Below are 14,050 nucleotides of genomic sequence, written 5' to 3' on the forward strand. Positions count from 1 at the left end.
GCCGATGAAATGAGACGCAACCGCGCCGACAATGATGCAAACCACACGCGCTTGACCCGCCGCGCTGCCCTGTTGGGGGGCGCGCAACTGCTGTTCATGGGCGGACTGGCCGCCCGAATGCGCTATTTGCAGGTCGATCAAGCCGACCAGTTCCGCCTGCTGGCAGAAGAGAACCGAATCAACATCCGCCTGATCCCGCCGTCCCGGGGCGAGATCTTTGACCGCAACGGCGTACAGCTTGCCGATAACGTCCCCTCATACCGCATCGTTATGGTGCGCGAAGATGCGGGCGACGTGGCGGCGGTGATGGAGCGTTTGGCCCAAGTCATTGAGATCGACAACGAGACCCGCGAGCGTGCGATGGCCGAAATGGCCCGCTCTGCCCCGTTCCTGCCGGTCACCATCGTTGATGATGTCAGCTGGGAGGTCGTAAGCAAGGTCAGCGTAAACGCCCCTGCTCTGCCCGGTGTCACACCCGAAGTGGGCCTGACCCGCGTCTACCCGCGCGGTGCTGATTTTGCGCATGTGGTGGGCCGCGTGGGCCGGGTAAGCCAAGCGGACCTTGATGCGCTGGAAGACCCCGATCAGGTGCTGCGTATCCCTCGTTTCCAAATCGGCAAAATCAATGTCGAGGCCCGCGCCGAAAGCCTGCTGCGCGGCTCTGCGGGGACAAAACATGTCGAGGTGAACGCTACAGGCCGCGTGATGCGCGAACTTGAGCGCCGCGAAGGTCAGGCAGGGGCGGACCTACAACTGACCGTGGATGCCAACCTGCAACGCTATGTGCAGGCCCGTTTGGGCGAGGAAAGCGCTGCCGTGGTAATTATTGACTGTGAAAACGGCGATCTGGCAGCGCTCGCCTCGGCGCCCAGCTATGATCCGAACCTCTTTATCGGCGGCATTTCATCGGCGGACTACAACCCGCTGCTGAATTCTAAATACCGGCCCTTGGTGAACAAACCCGTGCAGGGCACTTATCCGCCGGGCTCGACCTTCAAAATGATCGTGGCGCTTGCCGCCATCGAAGACGGTATCGTCACCCCAGAAGACACGGCCTATTGCCCCGGCCATCTTGAGGTCGCGGGGCGGCGTTTCCACTGCTGGAAGCGTGCAGGCCACGGCTGGGTTGATCTGCAAGATTCGCTTAAGCATTCATGCGACGTTTATTACTATGACCTCGCGGTGAAGGTCGGGATTGAAAAGATCACCGCCATGGCGAACCGCTTTGGCTTGGGGATTAAACATGATCTGGCGCTGTCTTCGGTCGCGGGCGGGCTTGCGCCCACAAAACAGTGGAAACGCTCGGCCCGAGGTGAGGATTGGGTCGTGGGGGACACAGTCAACGCCTCCATCGGGCAGGGTTTCACCCTCTCCTCCCCGCTGCAATTGGCGGTAATGAGCGCACGGCTTGCCACTGGGCGCGCCGTGACGCCACGGCTGATCAAATCCATCGACGGGGTGGAGCAGCCCAGCGGTGCCGGTGAGCCGATGGGCATGAACGAAAACAACCTACGCCAATTGCGCAAGGCGATGTACGACGTGGTGAACGACCGCCGCGGCACTGGCTATCGCAGTCGCATCATCGACGACACGATGCGCATGGCAGGCAAGACCGGCACCAGTCAGGTGCGCAACATCACCGCTGCCGAACGCGCGCGGGGCGTGACCAGCAACGCCGACCTGCCGTGGGAACGCCGCGACCACGCGCTTTTTGTGTGCTTTGCGCCCTACGACAAACCCAAATATGCGGCCTGCGTGTTGGTGGAACACGGCGGCGGCGGCTCGACCGCGGCGGCGCCGATTGCGCGCGATGTGATGTTGCAGGCCATGGCCGGGGGCGAGCCGCCGCTGGAGGCCTACCCCAAGTCTGACCGGGGTCGCATCGCCACCCAACAAGAAGAACTGCGCAATACCGCCCCCGAAACCGCCGCCAGCGCGGAAGGGGACGATCAGGCATGAGCTATCTTGAACATACGGTCAAATCCGTCCCCACGGGGCTGCGCAAAATCCTGTTTATGAACTGGCCGCTGGCGATCCTGTTGGCCAGTGTCGCGGGCGTTGGTTTTTTGATGCTCTACTCAGTCGCGGGCGGTTCCTTTAACCCTTGGGCTGAGCCGCAGATGAAGCGGTTTGGCATTGGCATGGCAATCATGTTCACCGTGGCGATGGTGCCGATCTGGCTCTGGCGCAACCTATCGGGGGTGGCCTATGGGGCGACGCTGGTGCTGCTCGTCGCGGTGGAATTATTTGGCTCTGTCGGCATGGGCGCACAGCGCTGGATCGACATCGGCTTTATGCGGCTGCAACCGTCAGAGTTGATGAAAATCACGTTGGTGGTGTTTCTGGCCGCCTATTACGACTGGCTGCCGGTTAAAAAGGTGTCACGCCCTTTCTGGGTGCTGCTGCCGATCTTGATCATCGTCGTGCCAACCGCGCTGGTGCTGAAGCAGCCCGATCTGGGCACGTCGATCCTGCTGCTTACGGCGGGGGGCGGGCTGATGTTTCTCGCCGGGGTGCACTGGGCCTATTTCGCTGCCGTCATTACGGCGGCCATTGGGTTGGTCACAGCCGTCTTTCAATCGCGCGGCACGCCGTGGCAATTGCTGAAAGACTACCAATATCGCCGCATTGATACGTTCCTTGATCCCAGTCAGGATCCGCTCGGGGCGGGGTATCACATCACACAATCTAAGATCGCGCTTGGCTCTGGCGGTTGGTCGGGGCGCGGTTATATGCAGGGCACGCAGTCGCGGCTGAACTTCCTGCCTGAAAAACATACCGACTTTATCTTTACCACATTGGCCGAAGAATTCGGCTTTGTCGGGGGCGTATCGCTCTTGTGTCTTTATGCGTTGATCATCCTGTTCTGCGTGGTCTCTGCGGTCAAGAACAAGGACCGTTTTGCAAGCCTGCTGACCTTGGGCATCGCGCTTAATTTCTTTCTCTTTTTCGCCGTTAACATGTCGATGGTTATGGGGCTTGCCCCGGTGGTCGGCGTGCCGCTACCGATGGTCAGCTATGGTGGTTCTGCCATGCTGGTGCTGCTCTTGGCCTTCGGATTTGTTCAGTCGGCGCATGTTCATAGACCGAGGTAACTCATGACGATCAACATTCTCTTCGCTGCCAAGGCCGAACGCTGGACCAGCTACGAAGCGCCGCTGAACAAGGCGCTAAACCAAGCGCTGGCCGAAGATTTTCAACTTGGCACCAAATTCCCGCCCGAAGAGGTCGATTACATCGTCTATGCCCCCAACAGCGACTTGCAGGATTTCACGCCCTATACCCGCGCCAAAGCGGTGCTGAACCTCTGGGCCGGGGTGGAGAAAATCACCGGCAATGAGACGCTCAAGGTCCCCCTGACCCGCATGGTCGATTTCGGCCTGACACATGGCATGGTGGAATGGGTCACGGGCCATGTGCTGCGCTATCACTTAGGGCTGGATATCGACATCCTCCGCCAAGATGCCAAATGGGAGCCGCGTGATCAGCCGCTGGCACGCGAACGCAGCGTGGCGATCTTTGGGCTTGGCGCCCTCGGGCAGGCGGTGGCCAAGGCGCTGGTTAGGCTTGGCTTTGACGTCAGTGGCTGGTCGCGGAGCGCAAAGTCGATCGAAGGCGTGCACTGCCTGCATGGTGATGATGGTCTGACCGAGGCATTGAAGGGCGCCGAGATCGCCGTACTGCTGATGCCCGACACGCCCGCCACGCAAAACGTGCTGAACGCCGAAACACTGGCGCAGATGCCCAAGGGGGCTTTCATCATCAACCCCGGTCGCGGGCCGCTGATTGACGATGACGCCCTGCTTGAAGCGCTGGATAGCCGCCAGATCGCCCATGCGACGCTTGATGTCTTCCGGGTAGAGCCGCTGCCCGAGGATCACCCCTATTGGGCGCATCCGCATGTCACCGTGACCCCGCATATCGCGGCCGCGACGCGAAACGACACGGCCTCGGAGGTGATTGCCGAAAACATTCGCCGCAGCGAGGCTGGTGAGCCGCTGCTGCATGTCGTGGACCGCGACCGGGGGTACTGACCCCCGGCCCCGGTTTTCGCCCTAGGCGGCCAGCCCACGCCCTTTGAGCAGCGCGTCGACCCCCGGCAAACGCCCCCGGAACGCCGTGTAAAGCTCAGCCGGATCACGGCTGCCGCCGGTCGAGAGGATGTGAGCTTCCAACGCCTCAGCCCGCTCGGCATCGAAGGCGCCACCCGCTTCCTCGAAAGCAGCGAAAGCATCGGCGTCCATCACCTCAGACCACATGTAGCTGTAGTAGGCGCTGGAATAGCCGTCTCCGGCGAAGACATGCGCGAACTGCGGCGTGGCGTGGCGCATCCGGATCGCTTGCGGCATGCCGATGCTGCTGAGCACCTCGGCCTGTCGCGCCATCGGATCAGCCGGGGCCGCGCCATCGTGAAACTCCAGATCGACCAGCGCCGAGGCGATATATTCCACCGTCTGGAACCCCATGTCGAATGTCGCGGCGGCCAGTACCTTGTCGAGCATCGCGCGCGGCATCGCCTCGCCAGTGCGGGCATGCGTGGCGAATTGCTCCAACACTTCGGGCTGATCCAGCCAGTGTTCATAAAGCTGGCTTGGCAATTCTACAAAATCCCGTGCGACCGAGGTGCCGCTGACGCTTTCATAGGTCACGTCCGACAACATCTGGTGCAACGCGTGGCCGAACTCGTGAAACAGGGTGCGCGCGTCGTCGTAGGACAGTAGCGCCGGATCGGCTTTGGCGAAGTTGCAGACGTTGATCACCACCGGCGCCTGTGCGCGCGGGAACTTCGCCTGCGCGCGCATCGCCGAACACCACGCGCCCGAGCGTTTCGAGCCGCGCGCGAAATAATCCCCGATGAAAACCGCCACATGCTTGCCCTCGCGCGTCACCTCCCACGCCCGGCAATCGGGGTGGTAGAGCGGCACGTCGAGCGGGGCGAACTCCAACCCAAACAGCCGATTGGCACAGTCAAAGGCCGCATCGATCATCCGGTCGAGCTGGAAGTAAGGCTTTAGCGCCGCCTCATCGAGATCATGCTCCGCCGCGCGGCGCTTCTCGGCGTAGTAGCGCCAGTCCCACGGTTCCAACGCGCCATTCACCCCGTCCTCACGCATCAGCGCAGTCAGCACCTCGGCATCGGCGTCTGCCTGTGCCTTGGCGGGTTTCCAGACCGACATCAACAGGTCGCGCACAGCGCCTGGCGTCTTCGCCATTTCCGTTTCCAGCTTGTAGGCCGCGAAGTTGTCATAGCCGAGCAAGGTTGCGCGTTCTTCGCGCAGTGCCAAGGTCTCAGCCGCGATGGCACGGTTGTCGGTCTCACCACCATTGGCCCCGCGTGCCTCCCATGCGCGAAACGCCTTCTCGCGCAAATCACGCCGGTCAGAGAACTGCAAGAAAGGCACAATCAGCGAGCGCGAGAGCGTGACCACCGGGCCGTCTGCGCCCTTTTCCTCCCCCGCCGCGCGGGCGGTGTCGGTCACAAAGTCAGGCAGGCCGGTGAGGTCGCCCTCATCCAGCGGCATGAACCATGCGCGCTCATCCGCCAACAGGTTTTGCGTGAACTGCGTGCCCAGTACCGCCAACCGCGCCTTGATCTCTTTCATACGTTCCGCAGCATCGCCTGTCAGCGCCGCACCTGCGCGGACAAAGCCACGGTGGGATAGCATCAAGACCCGCGCCTGTTCTTGGGTCAGGTCCAGCGCATCTCGCGCCTCCCAGACCGCCGCGATCCGCGCGAACAGCGCCTCATTACCAGAGATGGCAGATTGATGCGCTGCCAGTTCGGGCGAGAAGTCGCGCTGCAACGCCTCGCGCGCCGGGTTGCTATCGGCCCCTGCGACGGTGAAGAATACACTCAGCACATTGTCGAGCGCTTGGCCCGAGGCCTCTAGCGCCTCAACCGTATTGGCGAAGGTGGGCGCGTCAGCGTTGCTGGCGATGGCGTCGATCTCGGCCCGATGGGCGACCAGCGCCTCTTGCAATGCGGGGGTAAAATCATCGTCGGAAATACGGTCAAAGGGGGCGATGCCGAAGGGTGTATCCCACTCGGCGAGCAGCGGATTTGTCATGAAAGTCTCCTTTGCACCCTAAATGGGGGGAGCCTGAGAGACTTGCAATCACCCGCCGCAGGTTTCGCAGCCCTCGCGCCGGGTAATGGCAATCTGACGGTTCTCACTGTACAGCCCGTCATAGATCATCATCTGCCCGCGCAGCACGCTACCCGCACCGGCAATCAATTTAACCGCCTCTAGTGCCATCATCGTGCCGATCACACCCGGCAGCGGGCCAATTACCCCGGCCTCGGCACAGGAGGGGGCCAGATGGGCGGCAGGGGCCTTGGGGAAGATACAACGATAACAAGGCGCGCCGCGCGCGGGATCAAAGACGCTAAGCTGCCCTTCCCATTGGCTCAGCGCGCCTGATATCAACGGCACACCTGCCGCGACGCAAGCGGCGTTGACGCGGTAGCGGGTGTCGAAATTGTCGGTGCCGTCGAGCACTAGGTCATAGTCGGCCACCAGTTCGGCGGCGATCTCGTCAGTCAGGCGACGATGATAAGGGCGCACGGTGATATGCGGGTTTTGGGCGGTCATCTCTGCTTGGGCCGAGAACACCTTGGGCGTGCCGATGGCAGCGTCCTTGTGGATTACCTGCCGTTGCAGGTTGGCGTTTTCCACTTCGTCATCGTCGATCACCCCGATGGTGCCCACACCCGCCGCTGCAAGATATTGCAGCGCAGGCGCACCAAGCCCGCCTGCCCCGACAACCAGCACCTTCGCATTCTTCAATGCCTTCTGCCCGGCACCGCCAACCTCACGCAATACGATATGACGCGCATAGCGGTTGAGTTCACTGTCGGAAAAACTATCCGTGGCTGGGGTCTCAGGCTCCGGATTGGCACGGGCGCGTAGGGTGTTCAGCCCCTGCCGATAAAGAACCACCAAGACCGCAAAGCCCCCCAGCAGCAGCCAAGGTGCGGCGCTGCCGCCCGTGGACAGCCGCAACGGGTGATCTGCCGGGAAAACCAGATGCAGCGCCACCAAGGCCACATACATCACTGCGATCAGCCCCGCACGCAGCCCGCGCGGAATGCCCAGCACGCCGCCACCGAACCAAAGGGCCGAGGCAATAATCAGAACCGCCAACATCAGGCCACCCCGGTGGAGCCGAAACCGCCCGCACCACGGGATGTTGCATTGAGGTTATCAACCAAATCGAACCCCGCTTGCACCACCGGCGCGACCACCATCTGCGCCACACGCGCCCCATGTTCCACCGTGAATGCCTCAGTCCCCGTGTTGCCAAGGATCACCCCAACCACACCGCGATAATCACTGTCGATGGTGCCGGGGCTGTTGATCAGCGTGATCCCATGTTTCAGCGCCAGCCCAGAGCGGGGCCGGACCTGCACCTCAAAGCCCTGCGGGATTGCCATATGCAAACCGGTTGAAACCAACGCACGCGCGCCGGGGGCCAACGTAACTGCGCCGCCGGGCAGGTTCGCGCGTAGATCCGCCCCGGCAGCGCCGGCGCTTTCATAGCTGGGCAGCGGCAAGTTTTGGTCTGCGTCTTCGGCCCAGCGAAGTTTGATCGTGGTCATAATCTCCCCTCAGGCCAGCGCGGCTGCGATACGTTGGGCCAACCGCGCGGCCACCGCATCTTTCCCCATACGCGGCCAATCCTCGGCACCGTCATCGGTGATAAGCGTCACGGCATTCTCAGTCCCGCCCATGATCCCGGTGCCGGGAGAAACATCATTGGCCACGATCCAATCGCAACCTTTGCGCGCGCGTTTGGCGGTGGCATGGGCCAGCACGTCATTGGTCTCGGCGGCGAAGCCGACCACGAGCGCCGGACGACCTTCGGTGCGTTGGCTTATGGTTTTTAGGATGTCGGGGTTTTCAGCGAAGGACAACGTCGGCAACCCGTCCTTGGATTTCTTGAGCTTGCGGTCGCTTGCCCCTTCAACGTGCCAATCAGCCACCGCTGCTGCAAAAACACCGGCATCGGCAGGCAAGGCAGCCTCGACCGCTTCCATCATCTCTTGTGCCGTTTGGATTGCCACCACTTCGACGCCTTCGGGCGGAGGCACCTCTGCCGGTCCGGTGACAAACACCACCTCGGCCCCCATTGCCGCCAGCGCCCTTGCGATCGCCGTGCCCTGCGCGCCGGAAGAACGGTTGGCGATATAGCGCACTGGATCAATCGGCTCATGCGTGGGGCCCGACGTGACGACGATGCGCTTGCCCTTCAGCGGCCCGTCCGCCAGATGCGCCTCAACGGCGCTGACAATCTCAAGCGGTTCGGCCATCCGCCCCGGGCCAAATTCACCGCAGGCCATATCGCCATCATTCGGGCCGACCATCGCAATGCCATCGCCCCGCAAGGTAGCAATGTTGCGCTGCGTCGCCGGGTGCTGCCACATGCGCACGTTCATCGCGGGCGCAAGCAGAACGGGCGTGTCAGTGGCGAGGAGTAGCGTAGACGCCAGATCATTCGCTGACCCCTGCGCCATCTTAGCCATCAGATCGGCGGTGGCCGGGGCCACGACCAACAGATCAGCAGCGCGGCTAAGTTGGATATGGCCCATTTCGGCCTCATCCCCGAGGTCAAAAAGATCGCGAAACACCTTCACGCCAGTCAGCGCGGAAACCGACAGCGGAGTCACAAACTCTTCGCCTGCGCGGGTCAGCACCGGGGTCACTTTCGCCCCACGCTCCCGCAGGCGGCGGATCAGATCGAGTGTTTTATAGGCGGCGATGCCGCCCCCGATGATCAGCAGAATATGTTTGCCCGACAGCATAAAGGCCCCCCGATTGCATTCGGGAAACCTTAATCCGGCCAGCAGCAATCTGCCAGCCCCAGTGGTGTCAGAGCTGCGGCTCAGGCCAAGAAAGCAAAGACCTCACGCGATTGCATTTCTAGCGACTTGCGCATTTTGCCAAAGGCGGCGGCTTCCAACTGACGCACCCGCTCTTTGCTGAGGCTCAGCTCATCACCGAGGCTCTCCAAGGTGCGCGAAGGATCACGCAGTTTACGTTCGCGGACGATAAACTGCTCACGCTCCGAAAGCCCCTGCATCGCCGTCAGCAACCAGTTCCGCAATTGGGCTGTGTCGTGCTCTTCCTCAACCCGCTCAGCGGCCTGAGCGCTTTCATCGGCCAGCGCTTCGATCCACTCACGGCCTTCGTCTTCGGCAGATTGGGTCGCATTCAGCGAATAATCAGAACCCGACAGACGGCCTTCCATCATTTCGACATCGTGCAGCGGCACACCAATTTCGGTTGAGATCATCTGGCGCAGTTGGTGCTTGTCCAGCGTCTCACCCACAGCAGAAGCCTCACGCTCAAGACGGGCTTGCACCCGGCGCATGTTGAAAAACAGCGACTTTTGCGAGGAGGTCGAGCCGGTCCGCACCATCGACCAATTGCGCATCACATGATCTTGAATGCTCGCCTTGATCCACCAAACCGCATAGGTCGAGAAACGCACGCCACGGTCGGGGTCGAATTTGTCGGCGGCCTTCATCAGGCCCAGACCCGCCTCTTGGATCAGGTCGTTCATCGGGGCACCGTAGCGCTTGAATTTGCCGGCCATGGAAATGGCAAGGCGCATGTAGGCGGTGATCAAACGGTGCAGCGCGGCCTCGTCCCGCTGGTCACGCCACGCATAGGCCAATCGAAGCTCTGTATCGGCATCGAGCAGCTCGGCTTTCATAGCGGTGCGGGTAAGTGAGAATTCGCGTGCGGTTTGCAATGACATTTTGGATATCCCCCTAAGAGCATGGCTTGGCTTGTTATGCGCCGTTGAGAGAGATACGCAGAGCTATGCCATTTGGTTCAAATATTTGGTGAGAAGATGTTGCCAAGAAATACCTTTGCCCTAGGCGGCGCGGCTTCGGGGAAGTCAGAATGGGCAGAAGCGCTTGTAAATTCATGTGGCTTGCCAAAGACTTACCTCGCCACCGGGCGCATCTGGGATGACGAAGTTCAAGAACGTGTGAACAAGCATCAATCAAGACGAGATGCAGGGTGGCGCACTGTCGAATGCCCGCTTGATCTGGCGGAACCCTTGGCGAAACTGCCTGCTGGCGAAATCGTGCTGATTGACTGTGCAACCATGTGGCTTAGCAATCATTTGATGGAAGGCGGCGATTTGGATGCGGCGCAGGCGACGCTTTTGGCGGCCTTGCGCGACTGTGCGGCGCATTGGGTCATCGTCTCTAACGAGGTAGGTCAGGGGATCGTGCCCGATAACGCCATGGCCCGCCAATTCCGCGAGGCACAGGGCCGGTTGAACATCGCATTGGCCGCAGAGGCAGAGACGGTCGTTCAGGTCGTTGTCGGCTTGCCACAGCTGTTGAAAGGCGAAATGCCATGACCACTTGGCACTGGGTGCGTCACGGACCAACACATGAGAAAAACTTCGTCGGCTGGCGCGATGTGCCCGCTGACCTGTCCGATGCGCCGCGACTGGCGCGGCTGAATTTGCATTTACCTGATGACGCGCTCCTGCTGTCCTCTGATCTGATCCGCGCCGCCCATACTGCGGATGCCTTAGAACAGCCCGCGCGCCGCCGCCTGCCCCATGAACCTGATCTACGCGAATTGCATTTCGGTGCATGGGACGGGATGCATTTTTCCGAAGTTTCCGCCCGCGACCCCGACCTCAGCCGTGCCTATTGGGAAACGCCCGGCGATGTCGTCGCGCCGGAGGGTGAAAGCTGGAACCAGACCAAAGCCCGCGTCGATCGGGTGGTCGCAAGGATCAACACCGCATACCCGCAAGCGCATGTGATTGCCGTGGCGCATTTTGGCGTGATCCTGACGCAAGTTCAGCAAGCTCAGGGCGGCGGCCCTCTTGAGGCGATGGCCCATAAAATCGACAATCTCTCCGTCACGCATTTGGTGCATGAAAGCGGCAATTGGCAGATCAAAGCGGTCAATCACACGCCATAGCAAGCTTGGACCGTACAAAGCGCTTTGCTTGACCGCCCGCTTCTGAGTATTTTCCGCCTATGACATATGATCTTTATATCGGCGATCGCACCTTCTCTAGCTGGTCCCTCCGGGGCTGGCTGATGCTTGAAAAATTCAATCTGCCGTACCGCACGCATCTTGCGGGCCTCTACAGCGGGACCATGGTGGATGATCTCGCCGCCCTTGCGCCCGCGCGACTGGTACCGGTGCTTCGTCTGCCTGATGGCACGGTGGTGGGTGAAAGTTTGGCCATGGCAGAAACACTGGCCGAACGTCATCCCGAAGCCGGGCTTTGGCCCGCCGATCCTGCCGCACGCGCGACTGCACGCTGGCTATGTGCCGCCATGGCCTCAGGCTTTGGCGCGCTGCGCGGAGCCTGCCCGATGCAGTTGGAACATGTGTGGGAGGCCTTCGCCCCAGATGCCAACACCCGGCAAGACCTAGAGCGTATCGAAGACCTCTGGCGCCACGCCCGCAGCCAGCCCCAGAGTGGTGGGCCATGGCTTTTCGGTGACTATTCGTTGGCCGATGTATTCTATGCGCCGGTCGCCGCGCGGATCATCGGTTATGACCTGCCCGTCTCGGCTGAGGCACGAACGTATTGCGAGACTACGATCAACGATCCAGCCTTTAAGGCATGGCGCGCCGCCGGGTTGGAAACCAAATATGACCCGTTCCCCTATGAGCTTGGTCTGCCCAAACGGAACTGGCCGGTCTCCTGACTAAGACCTGCGTTAACCATTCCTAAACCCGTCTTGCTTACCGATTAACCATAGCAAGGCGGGAGAACGGACGATGGTATCGCGGGCCTATACGGTCGCATTTCAGGGGGTAGAAGCGCGACTTGTCGAAGTGCAATGTGCGATGACAGCAGGCTTGCCCGGCTTTTCCATCGTGGGGCTGGCCGACAAGGCGGTGTCAGAGGCGCGCGACCGCGTGCGCACGGCCCTTGGCGCCATGGCAATCGCGCTGCCGTCAAAGCGCATCACCGTCAATCTCTCCCCCGCTGACCTGCCCAAAGAAGGTAGCCATTTCGACCTGCCCATCGCAATGGCGCTTCTTTCGGCGCTTGATATCCTGCCTGATGACATCACCCAAAACATCGTGGCCTTGGGAGAACTCTCGCTCGACGGGACGCTGATGCCCGTTGTCGGCGCCCTACCCGCCGCAATGGCCGCCGCCACCCATGACCGCAGCCTGCTTTGCCCCGCAGGGTCAGGGGCAGAGGCCGCATGGGTGGGCAAAACGCAGGTCATCGCCGCCGCTAATCTAGGTGATGTGGTTCGCCATTACACCGGGCAGGTGCCGATCACCCCGGCAGAACCGGGCGAGGTTCCCCTGATCGCGGCGGGCCGCGACCTGCGCGAAGTCAAAGGTCAAGAGCGCGCCAAACGTGCGCTGGAAATCGCGGCCGCAGGGCGACACCACCTTATGCTGGTTGGCACACCGGGATCGGGCAAGTCCATGCTGGCGGCGCGACTGCCCAGCATCCTGCCCCCACTCACCGCGTCCGAGGCGCTTGAGACTTCGATGATCCACTCGCTTGCTGGGCTGCTGGACGAAGGCGGCATATCTCGCAGCCGCCCCTTCCGCGAGCCACATCACACCGCGTCCATGGCCGCGATCATTGGCGGTGGGCGCCACGCGCGTCCCGGCGAGGTGTCTCTGGCCCACAACGGCGTACTTTTCATGGATGAGTTCCCCGAGTTTACTCGAACGGTGCTTGAAACCCTGCGCCAGCCGATTGAGACGGGCGAGGTGATGATCGCCCGCGCCAACGCCCATGTGAAATACCCCTGTCGTTTCATGCTGGTGGCCGCGGCAAACCCTTGTAAATGCGGCTATCTACCTGACCCGGCTCGCGCCTGCGCCCGTGTTCCAGCCTGCGGCGAAGACTATATGGGCCGCATTTCGGGCCCGCTGATGGACCGTTTTGATCTGCGCGTCGACGTGCCACCGGTCAGCTATACAGACCTTAACCTGCCCCCAAGCTCCGAAGGCTCTGCCGAGGTCGCCACAAGGGTCGCCGCCGCCCGGGCACGACAACTCACGCGCTATTCCGGGCAGGGCGGGATGTCGGCCAACGCCGATGTTTCGGGTGACATGTTAGAAGCAATCGTAAGCCCAGACACCGAAGCCCGCGAACTGCTGATCCGCGCCGCAGAACGTTTCCGGCTTTCCGCGCGCGGCTATCACCGGGTGTTGCGTGTGGCGCGCACCATCGCGGATCTGGAGGGCGTGGCGGAGGTACGCCGCCCCCATATGGCCGAAGCGATCAGTTTTCGCCTGCCCGATCCCGCGGCAGGGCGTTGATCCAATCGGCGAGGGAGGCAAGAGTTTGCCGCGCTTCTGGCAGATGGTTCTGAAACAACGGCCAGACATGGGGCAAATCATGGGCCTCTTCCAAGGTAACGGGCACGCCCGCCTCCTGCAGTCGCGCGGCGAAACGCTGGCTGTCATCGCGCAGAATCTCGCTGTCGCTTACGGTAAGCCAGACTGCCGGGGCGTTGTTGAAATCAGCGAAAAGCGGGCTGGCACGCGGGCTGGTTGCGCTTTGCCCTTGAAGGTAAAGTTGCGCCATCTTTGCTGCGCGGACCGCAGGCAAAAGCACGTCGCTTTCGGCATTATTTGAAAAACTGCCGCCTGAAAAAGTCATATCCAGCAAAGGTGAAAACGCAAAGGCCCCAACAGGCAGCGCGGCCCCTTCACCACAAAGCTGCGCCAGCAGATCAAAGACCAAGGCACCCCCCGCGCTGTCGCCGCCGATCACGATATCCTGTGCCGCAATGCCCATTTGGCGCAGCGCATTCCAAGCCGCACGGACATCTTCCGCAGGTTTGGGGAAGACCGCATCGGGCACCCGGCCATAGCGCGGCAGCACTGCCCGCGCATCGGTTAACAAGGCCAATCGCGCAACCATGGCGCGGTGGGTCTCAGGGCTGCCAAATACAAATCCACCGCCATGGATGTAAAGGATAACGCGGTTTTCTAGAACGCACGACGGCGTAAGCCAGAGCGCCGACCCTGCGCCCGGCAAATCCCGCCAATCCGCTCGCACGCCACGCGGCCCC

General features: G+C 61.6%; 13 protein-coding genes. 7 read left to right on the forward strand and 6 right to left on the reverse strand.

What is annotated here, in order from left to right; translation table 11 throughout:
- The first annotated feature begins 9 nt into the window (after window positions 1–9).
- From mrdA to DSM110093_RS14835, 3 genes are read left to right on the forward strand one after another with little or no spacing between them, the layout of a single operon-like run.
- Entirely contained in the window at window positions 10–1,959 is a 1,950-nt protein-coding gene (gene mrdA / locus DSM110093_RS14825; RefSeq protein ID WP_243265809.1) for a penicillin-binding protein 2, read from the forward strand.
- Window positions 1,956–3,095, forward strand: coding sequence for a rod shape-determining protein RodA (rodA, locus tag DSM110093_RS14830; RefSeq protein WP_093928018.1), 1,140 nt, complete (start codon window positions 1,956–1,958; stop codon window positions 3,093–3,095). The genes mrdA and rodA overlap by 4 nt, the downstream gene beginning before the upstream one ends.
- A 3-nt stretch (window positions 3,096–3,098) precedes the next feature.
- Window positions 3,099–4,034: a glyoxylate/hydroxypyruvate reductase A gene (locus tag DSM110093_RS14835; RefSeq protein WP_243265810.1), complete on the forward strand. Its 936-nt coding sequence runs from the start codon at window positions 3,099–3,101 to the stop codon at window positions 4,032–4,034.
- A 21-nt stretch (window positions 4,035–4,055) separates the two neighbouring features.
- Here DSM110093_RS14835 and DSM110093_RS14840 read toward each other — a convergent pair whose 3' ends face one another.
- The 5 genes from DSM110093_RS14840 to DSM110093_RS14860 all read right to left on the reverse strand — a co-directional run bounded on the left by DSM110093_RS14840 (window position 4,056) and on the right by DSM110093_RS14860 (window position 9,762).
- The gene (locus DSM110093_RS14840; RefSeq protein ID WP_243265811.1) at window positions 4,056–6,068 is read right to left on the reverse strand and encodes a M3 family metallopeptidase; all 2,013 of its coding nucleotides are present in this window, start codon (window positions 6,066–6,068) and stop codon (window positions 4,056–4,058) included.
- Between the two features lie 48 nt (window positions 6,069–6,116).
- Window positions 6,117–7,148: a molybdopterin-synthase adenylyltransferase MoeB gene (gene moeB / locus DSM110093_RS14845; RefSeq protein WP_243265812.1), complete on the reverse strand. Its 1,032-nt coding sequence runs from the start codon at window positions 7,146–7,148 to the stop codon at window positions 6,117–6,119.
- Window positions 7,148–7,600 carry a dUTP diphosphatase gene (gene dut, locus DSM110093_RS14850; protein WP_243265813.1) on the reverse strand — a complete coding sequence of 151 codons (453 nt, stop codon included), beginning with the start codon at window positions 7,598–7,600 and terminating at the stop codon, window positions 7,148–7,150. Before dut ends, moeB begins: the two co-directional genes overlap by 1 nt.
- A gap of 9 nt (window positions 7,601–7,609) precedes the next feature.
- On the reverse strand, window positions 7,610–8,803 hold the full coding sequence (gene coaBC / locus DSM110093_RS14855; RefSeq protein ID WP_243265814.1) for a bifunctional phosphopantothenoylcysteine decarboxylase/phosphopantothenate--cysteine ligase CoaBC: 1,194 nt from the start codon (window positions 8,801–8,803) through the stop codon (window positions 7,610–7,612).
- 80 nt (window positions 8,804–8,883) lie between these two features.
- Window positions 8,884–9,762 carry an RNA polymerase factor sigma-32 gene (locus DSM110093_RS14860; protein WP_093928012.1) on the reverse strand — a complete coding sequence of 293 codons (879 nt, stop codon included), beginning with the start codon at window positions 9,760–9,762 and terminating at the stop codon, window positions 8,884–8,886.
- Between the two features lie 96 nt (window positions 9,763–9,858).
- Between DSM110093_RS14860 and cobU the strand changes: the two genes are divergently transcribed.
- The 4 genes from cobU (at window position 9,859) to DSM110093_RS14880 (ending at window position 13,292) form a co-directional block, all read left to right on the forward strand.
- On the forward strand, window positions 9,859–10,380 hold the full coding sequence (gene cobU, locus DSM110093_RS14865) for a bifunctional adenosylcobinamide kinase/adenosylcobinamide-phosphate guanylyltransferase (protein WP_243265815.1): 522 nt from the start codon (window positions 9,859–9,861) through the stop codon (window positions 10,378–10,380).
- Window positions 10,377–10,958, forward strand: a complete 582-nt coding sequence (locus tag DSM110093_RS14870) for a histidine phosphatase family protein (protein ID WP_243265816.1) — start codon at window positions 10,377–10,379, stop codon at window positions 10,956–10,958. Before cobU ends, DSM110093_RS14870 begins: the two co-directional genes overlap by 4 nt.
- 59 nt (window positions 10,959–11,017) lie before the next feature.
- Entirely contained in the window at window positions 11,018–11,701 is a 684-nt protein-coding gene (locus tag DSM110093_RS14875) for a glutathione S-transferase (protein ID WP_243265817.1), read from the forward strand.
- A 73-nt stretch (window positions 11,702–11,774) separates the two neighbouring features.
- Window positions 11,775–13,292, forward strand: coding sequence for a YifB family Mg chelatase-like AAA ATPase (locus tag DSM110093_RS14880; protein WP_243265818.1), 1,518 nt, complete (start codon window positions 11,775–11,777; stop codon window positions 13,290–13,292).
- Here DSM110093_RS14880 and DSM110093_RS14885 read toward each other — a convergent pair.
- Window positions 13,255–14,037 carry an alpha/beta hydrolase gene (locus DSM110093_RS14885; RefSeq protein WP_243265819.1) on the reverse strand — a complete coding sequence of 261 codons (783 nt, stop codon included), beginning with the start codon at window positions 14,035–14,037 and terminating at the stop codon, window positions 13,255–13,257. The genes DSM110093_RS14880 and DSM110093_RS14885 overlap by 38 nt on opposite strands.
- Between the last annotated feature and the right edge of the window lie 13 nt (window positions 14,038–14,050).

Source organism: Sulfitobacter sp. DSM 110093, assembly GCF_022788715.1.
Lineage (GTDB): Bacteria > Pseudomonadota > Alphaproteobacteria > Rhodobacterales > Rhodobacteraceae > Sulfitobacter.

What these genes read in the sequence shown, in the direction of transcription:
- mrdA (WP_243265809.1), top strand. Translation starts at nt 10, where the DNA reads ATGAGACGCAACCGCGCCGACAATGATGCAAACCACACGCGCTTGACC.
- rodA (WP_093928018.1), top strand. Translation starts at nt 1,956, where the DNA reads ATGAGCTATCTTGAACATACGGTCAAATCCGTCCCCACGGGGCTGCGC.
- DSM110093_RS14835 (WP_243265810.1), top strand. Translation starts at nt 3,099, where the DNA reads ATGACGATCAACATTCTCTTCGCTGCCAAGGCCGAACGCTGGACCAGC.
- DSM110093_RS14840 (WP_243265811.1), bottom strand. Translation starts at nt 6,068, where the DNA reads ATGACAAATCCGCTGCTCGCCGAGTGGGATACACCCTTCGGCATCGCC.
- moeB (WP_243265812.1), bottom strand. Translation starts at nt 7,148, where the DNA reads ATGTTGGCGGTTCTGATTATTGCCTCGGCCCTTTGGTTCGGTGGCGGC.
- dut (WP_243265813.1), bottom strand. Translation starts at nt 7,600, where the DNA reads ATGACCACGATCAAACTTCGCTGGGCCGAAGACGCAGACCAAAACTTG.
- coaBC (WP_243265814.1), bottom strand. Translation starts at nt 8,803, where the DNA reads ATGCTGTCGGGCAAACATATTCTGCTGATCATCGGGGGCGGCATCGCC.
- DSM110093_RS14860 (WP_093928012.1), bottom strand. Translation starts at nt 9,762, where the DNA reads ATGTCATTGCAAACCGCACGCGAATTCTCACTTACCCGCACCGCTATG.
- cobU (WP_243265815.1), top strand. Translation starts at nt 9,859, where the DNA reads ATGTTGCCAAGAAATACCTTTGCCCTAGGCGGCGCGGCTTCGGGGAAG.
- DSM110093_RS14870 (WP_243265816.1), top strand. Translation starts at nt 10,377, where the DNA reads ATGACCACTTGGCACTGGGTGCGTCACGGACCAACACATGAGAAAAAC.
- DSM110093_RS14875 (WP_243265817.1), top strand. Translation starts at nt 11,018, where the DNA reads ATGACATATGATCTTTATATCGGCGATCGCACCTTCTCTAGCTGGTCC.
- DSM110093_RS14880 (WP_243265818.1), top strand. Translation starts at nt 11,775, where the DNA reads ATGGTATCGCGGGCCTATACGGTCGCATTTCAGGGGGTAGAAGCGCGA.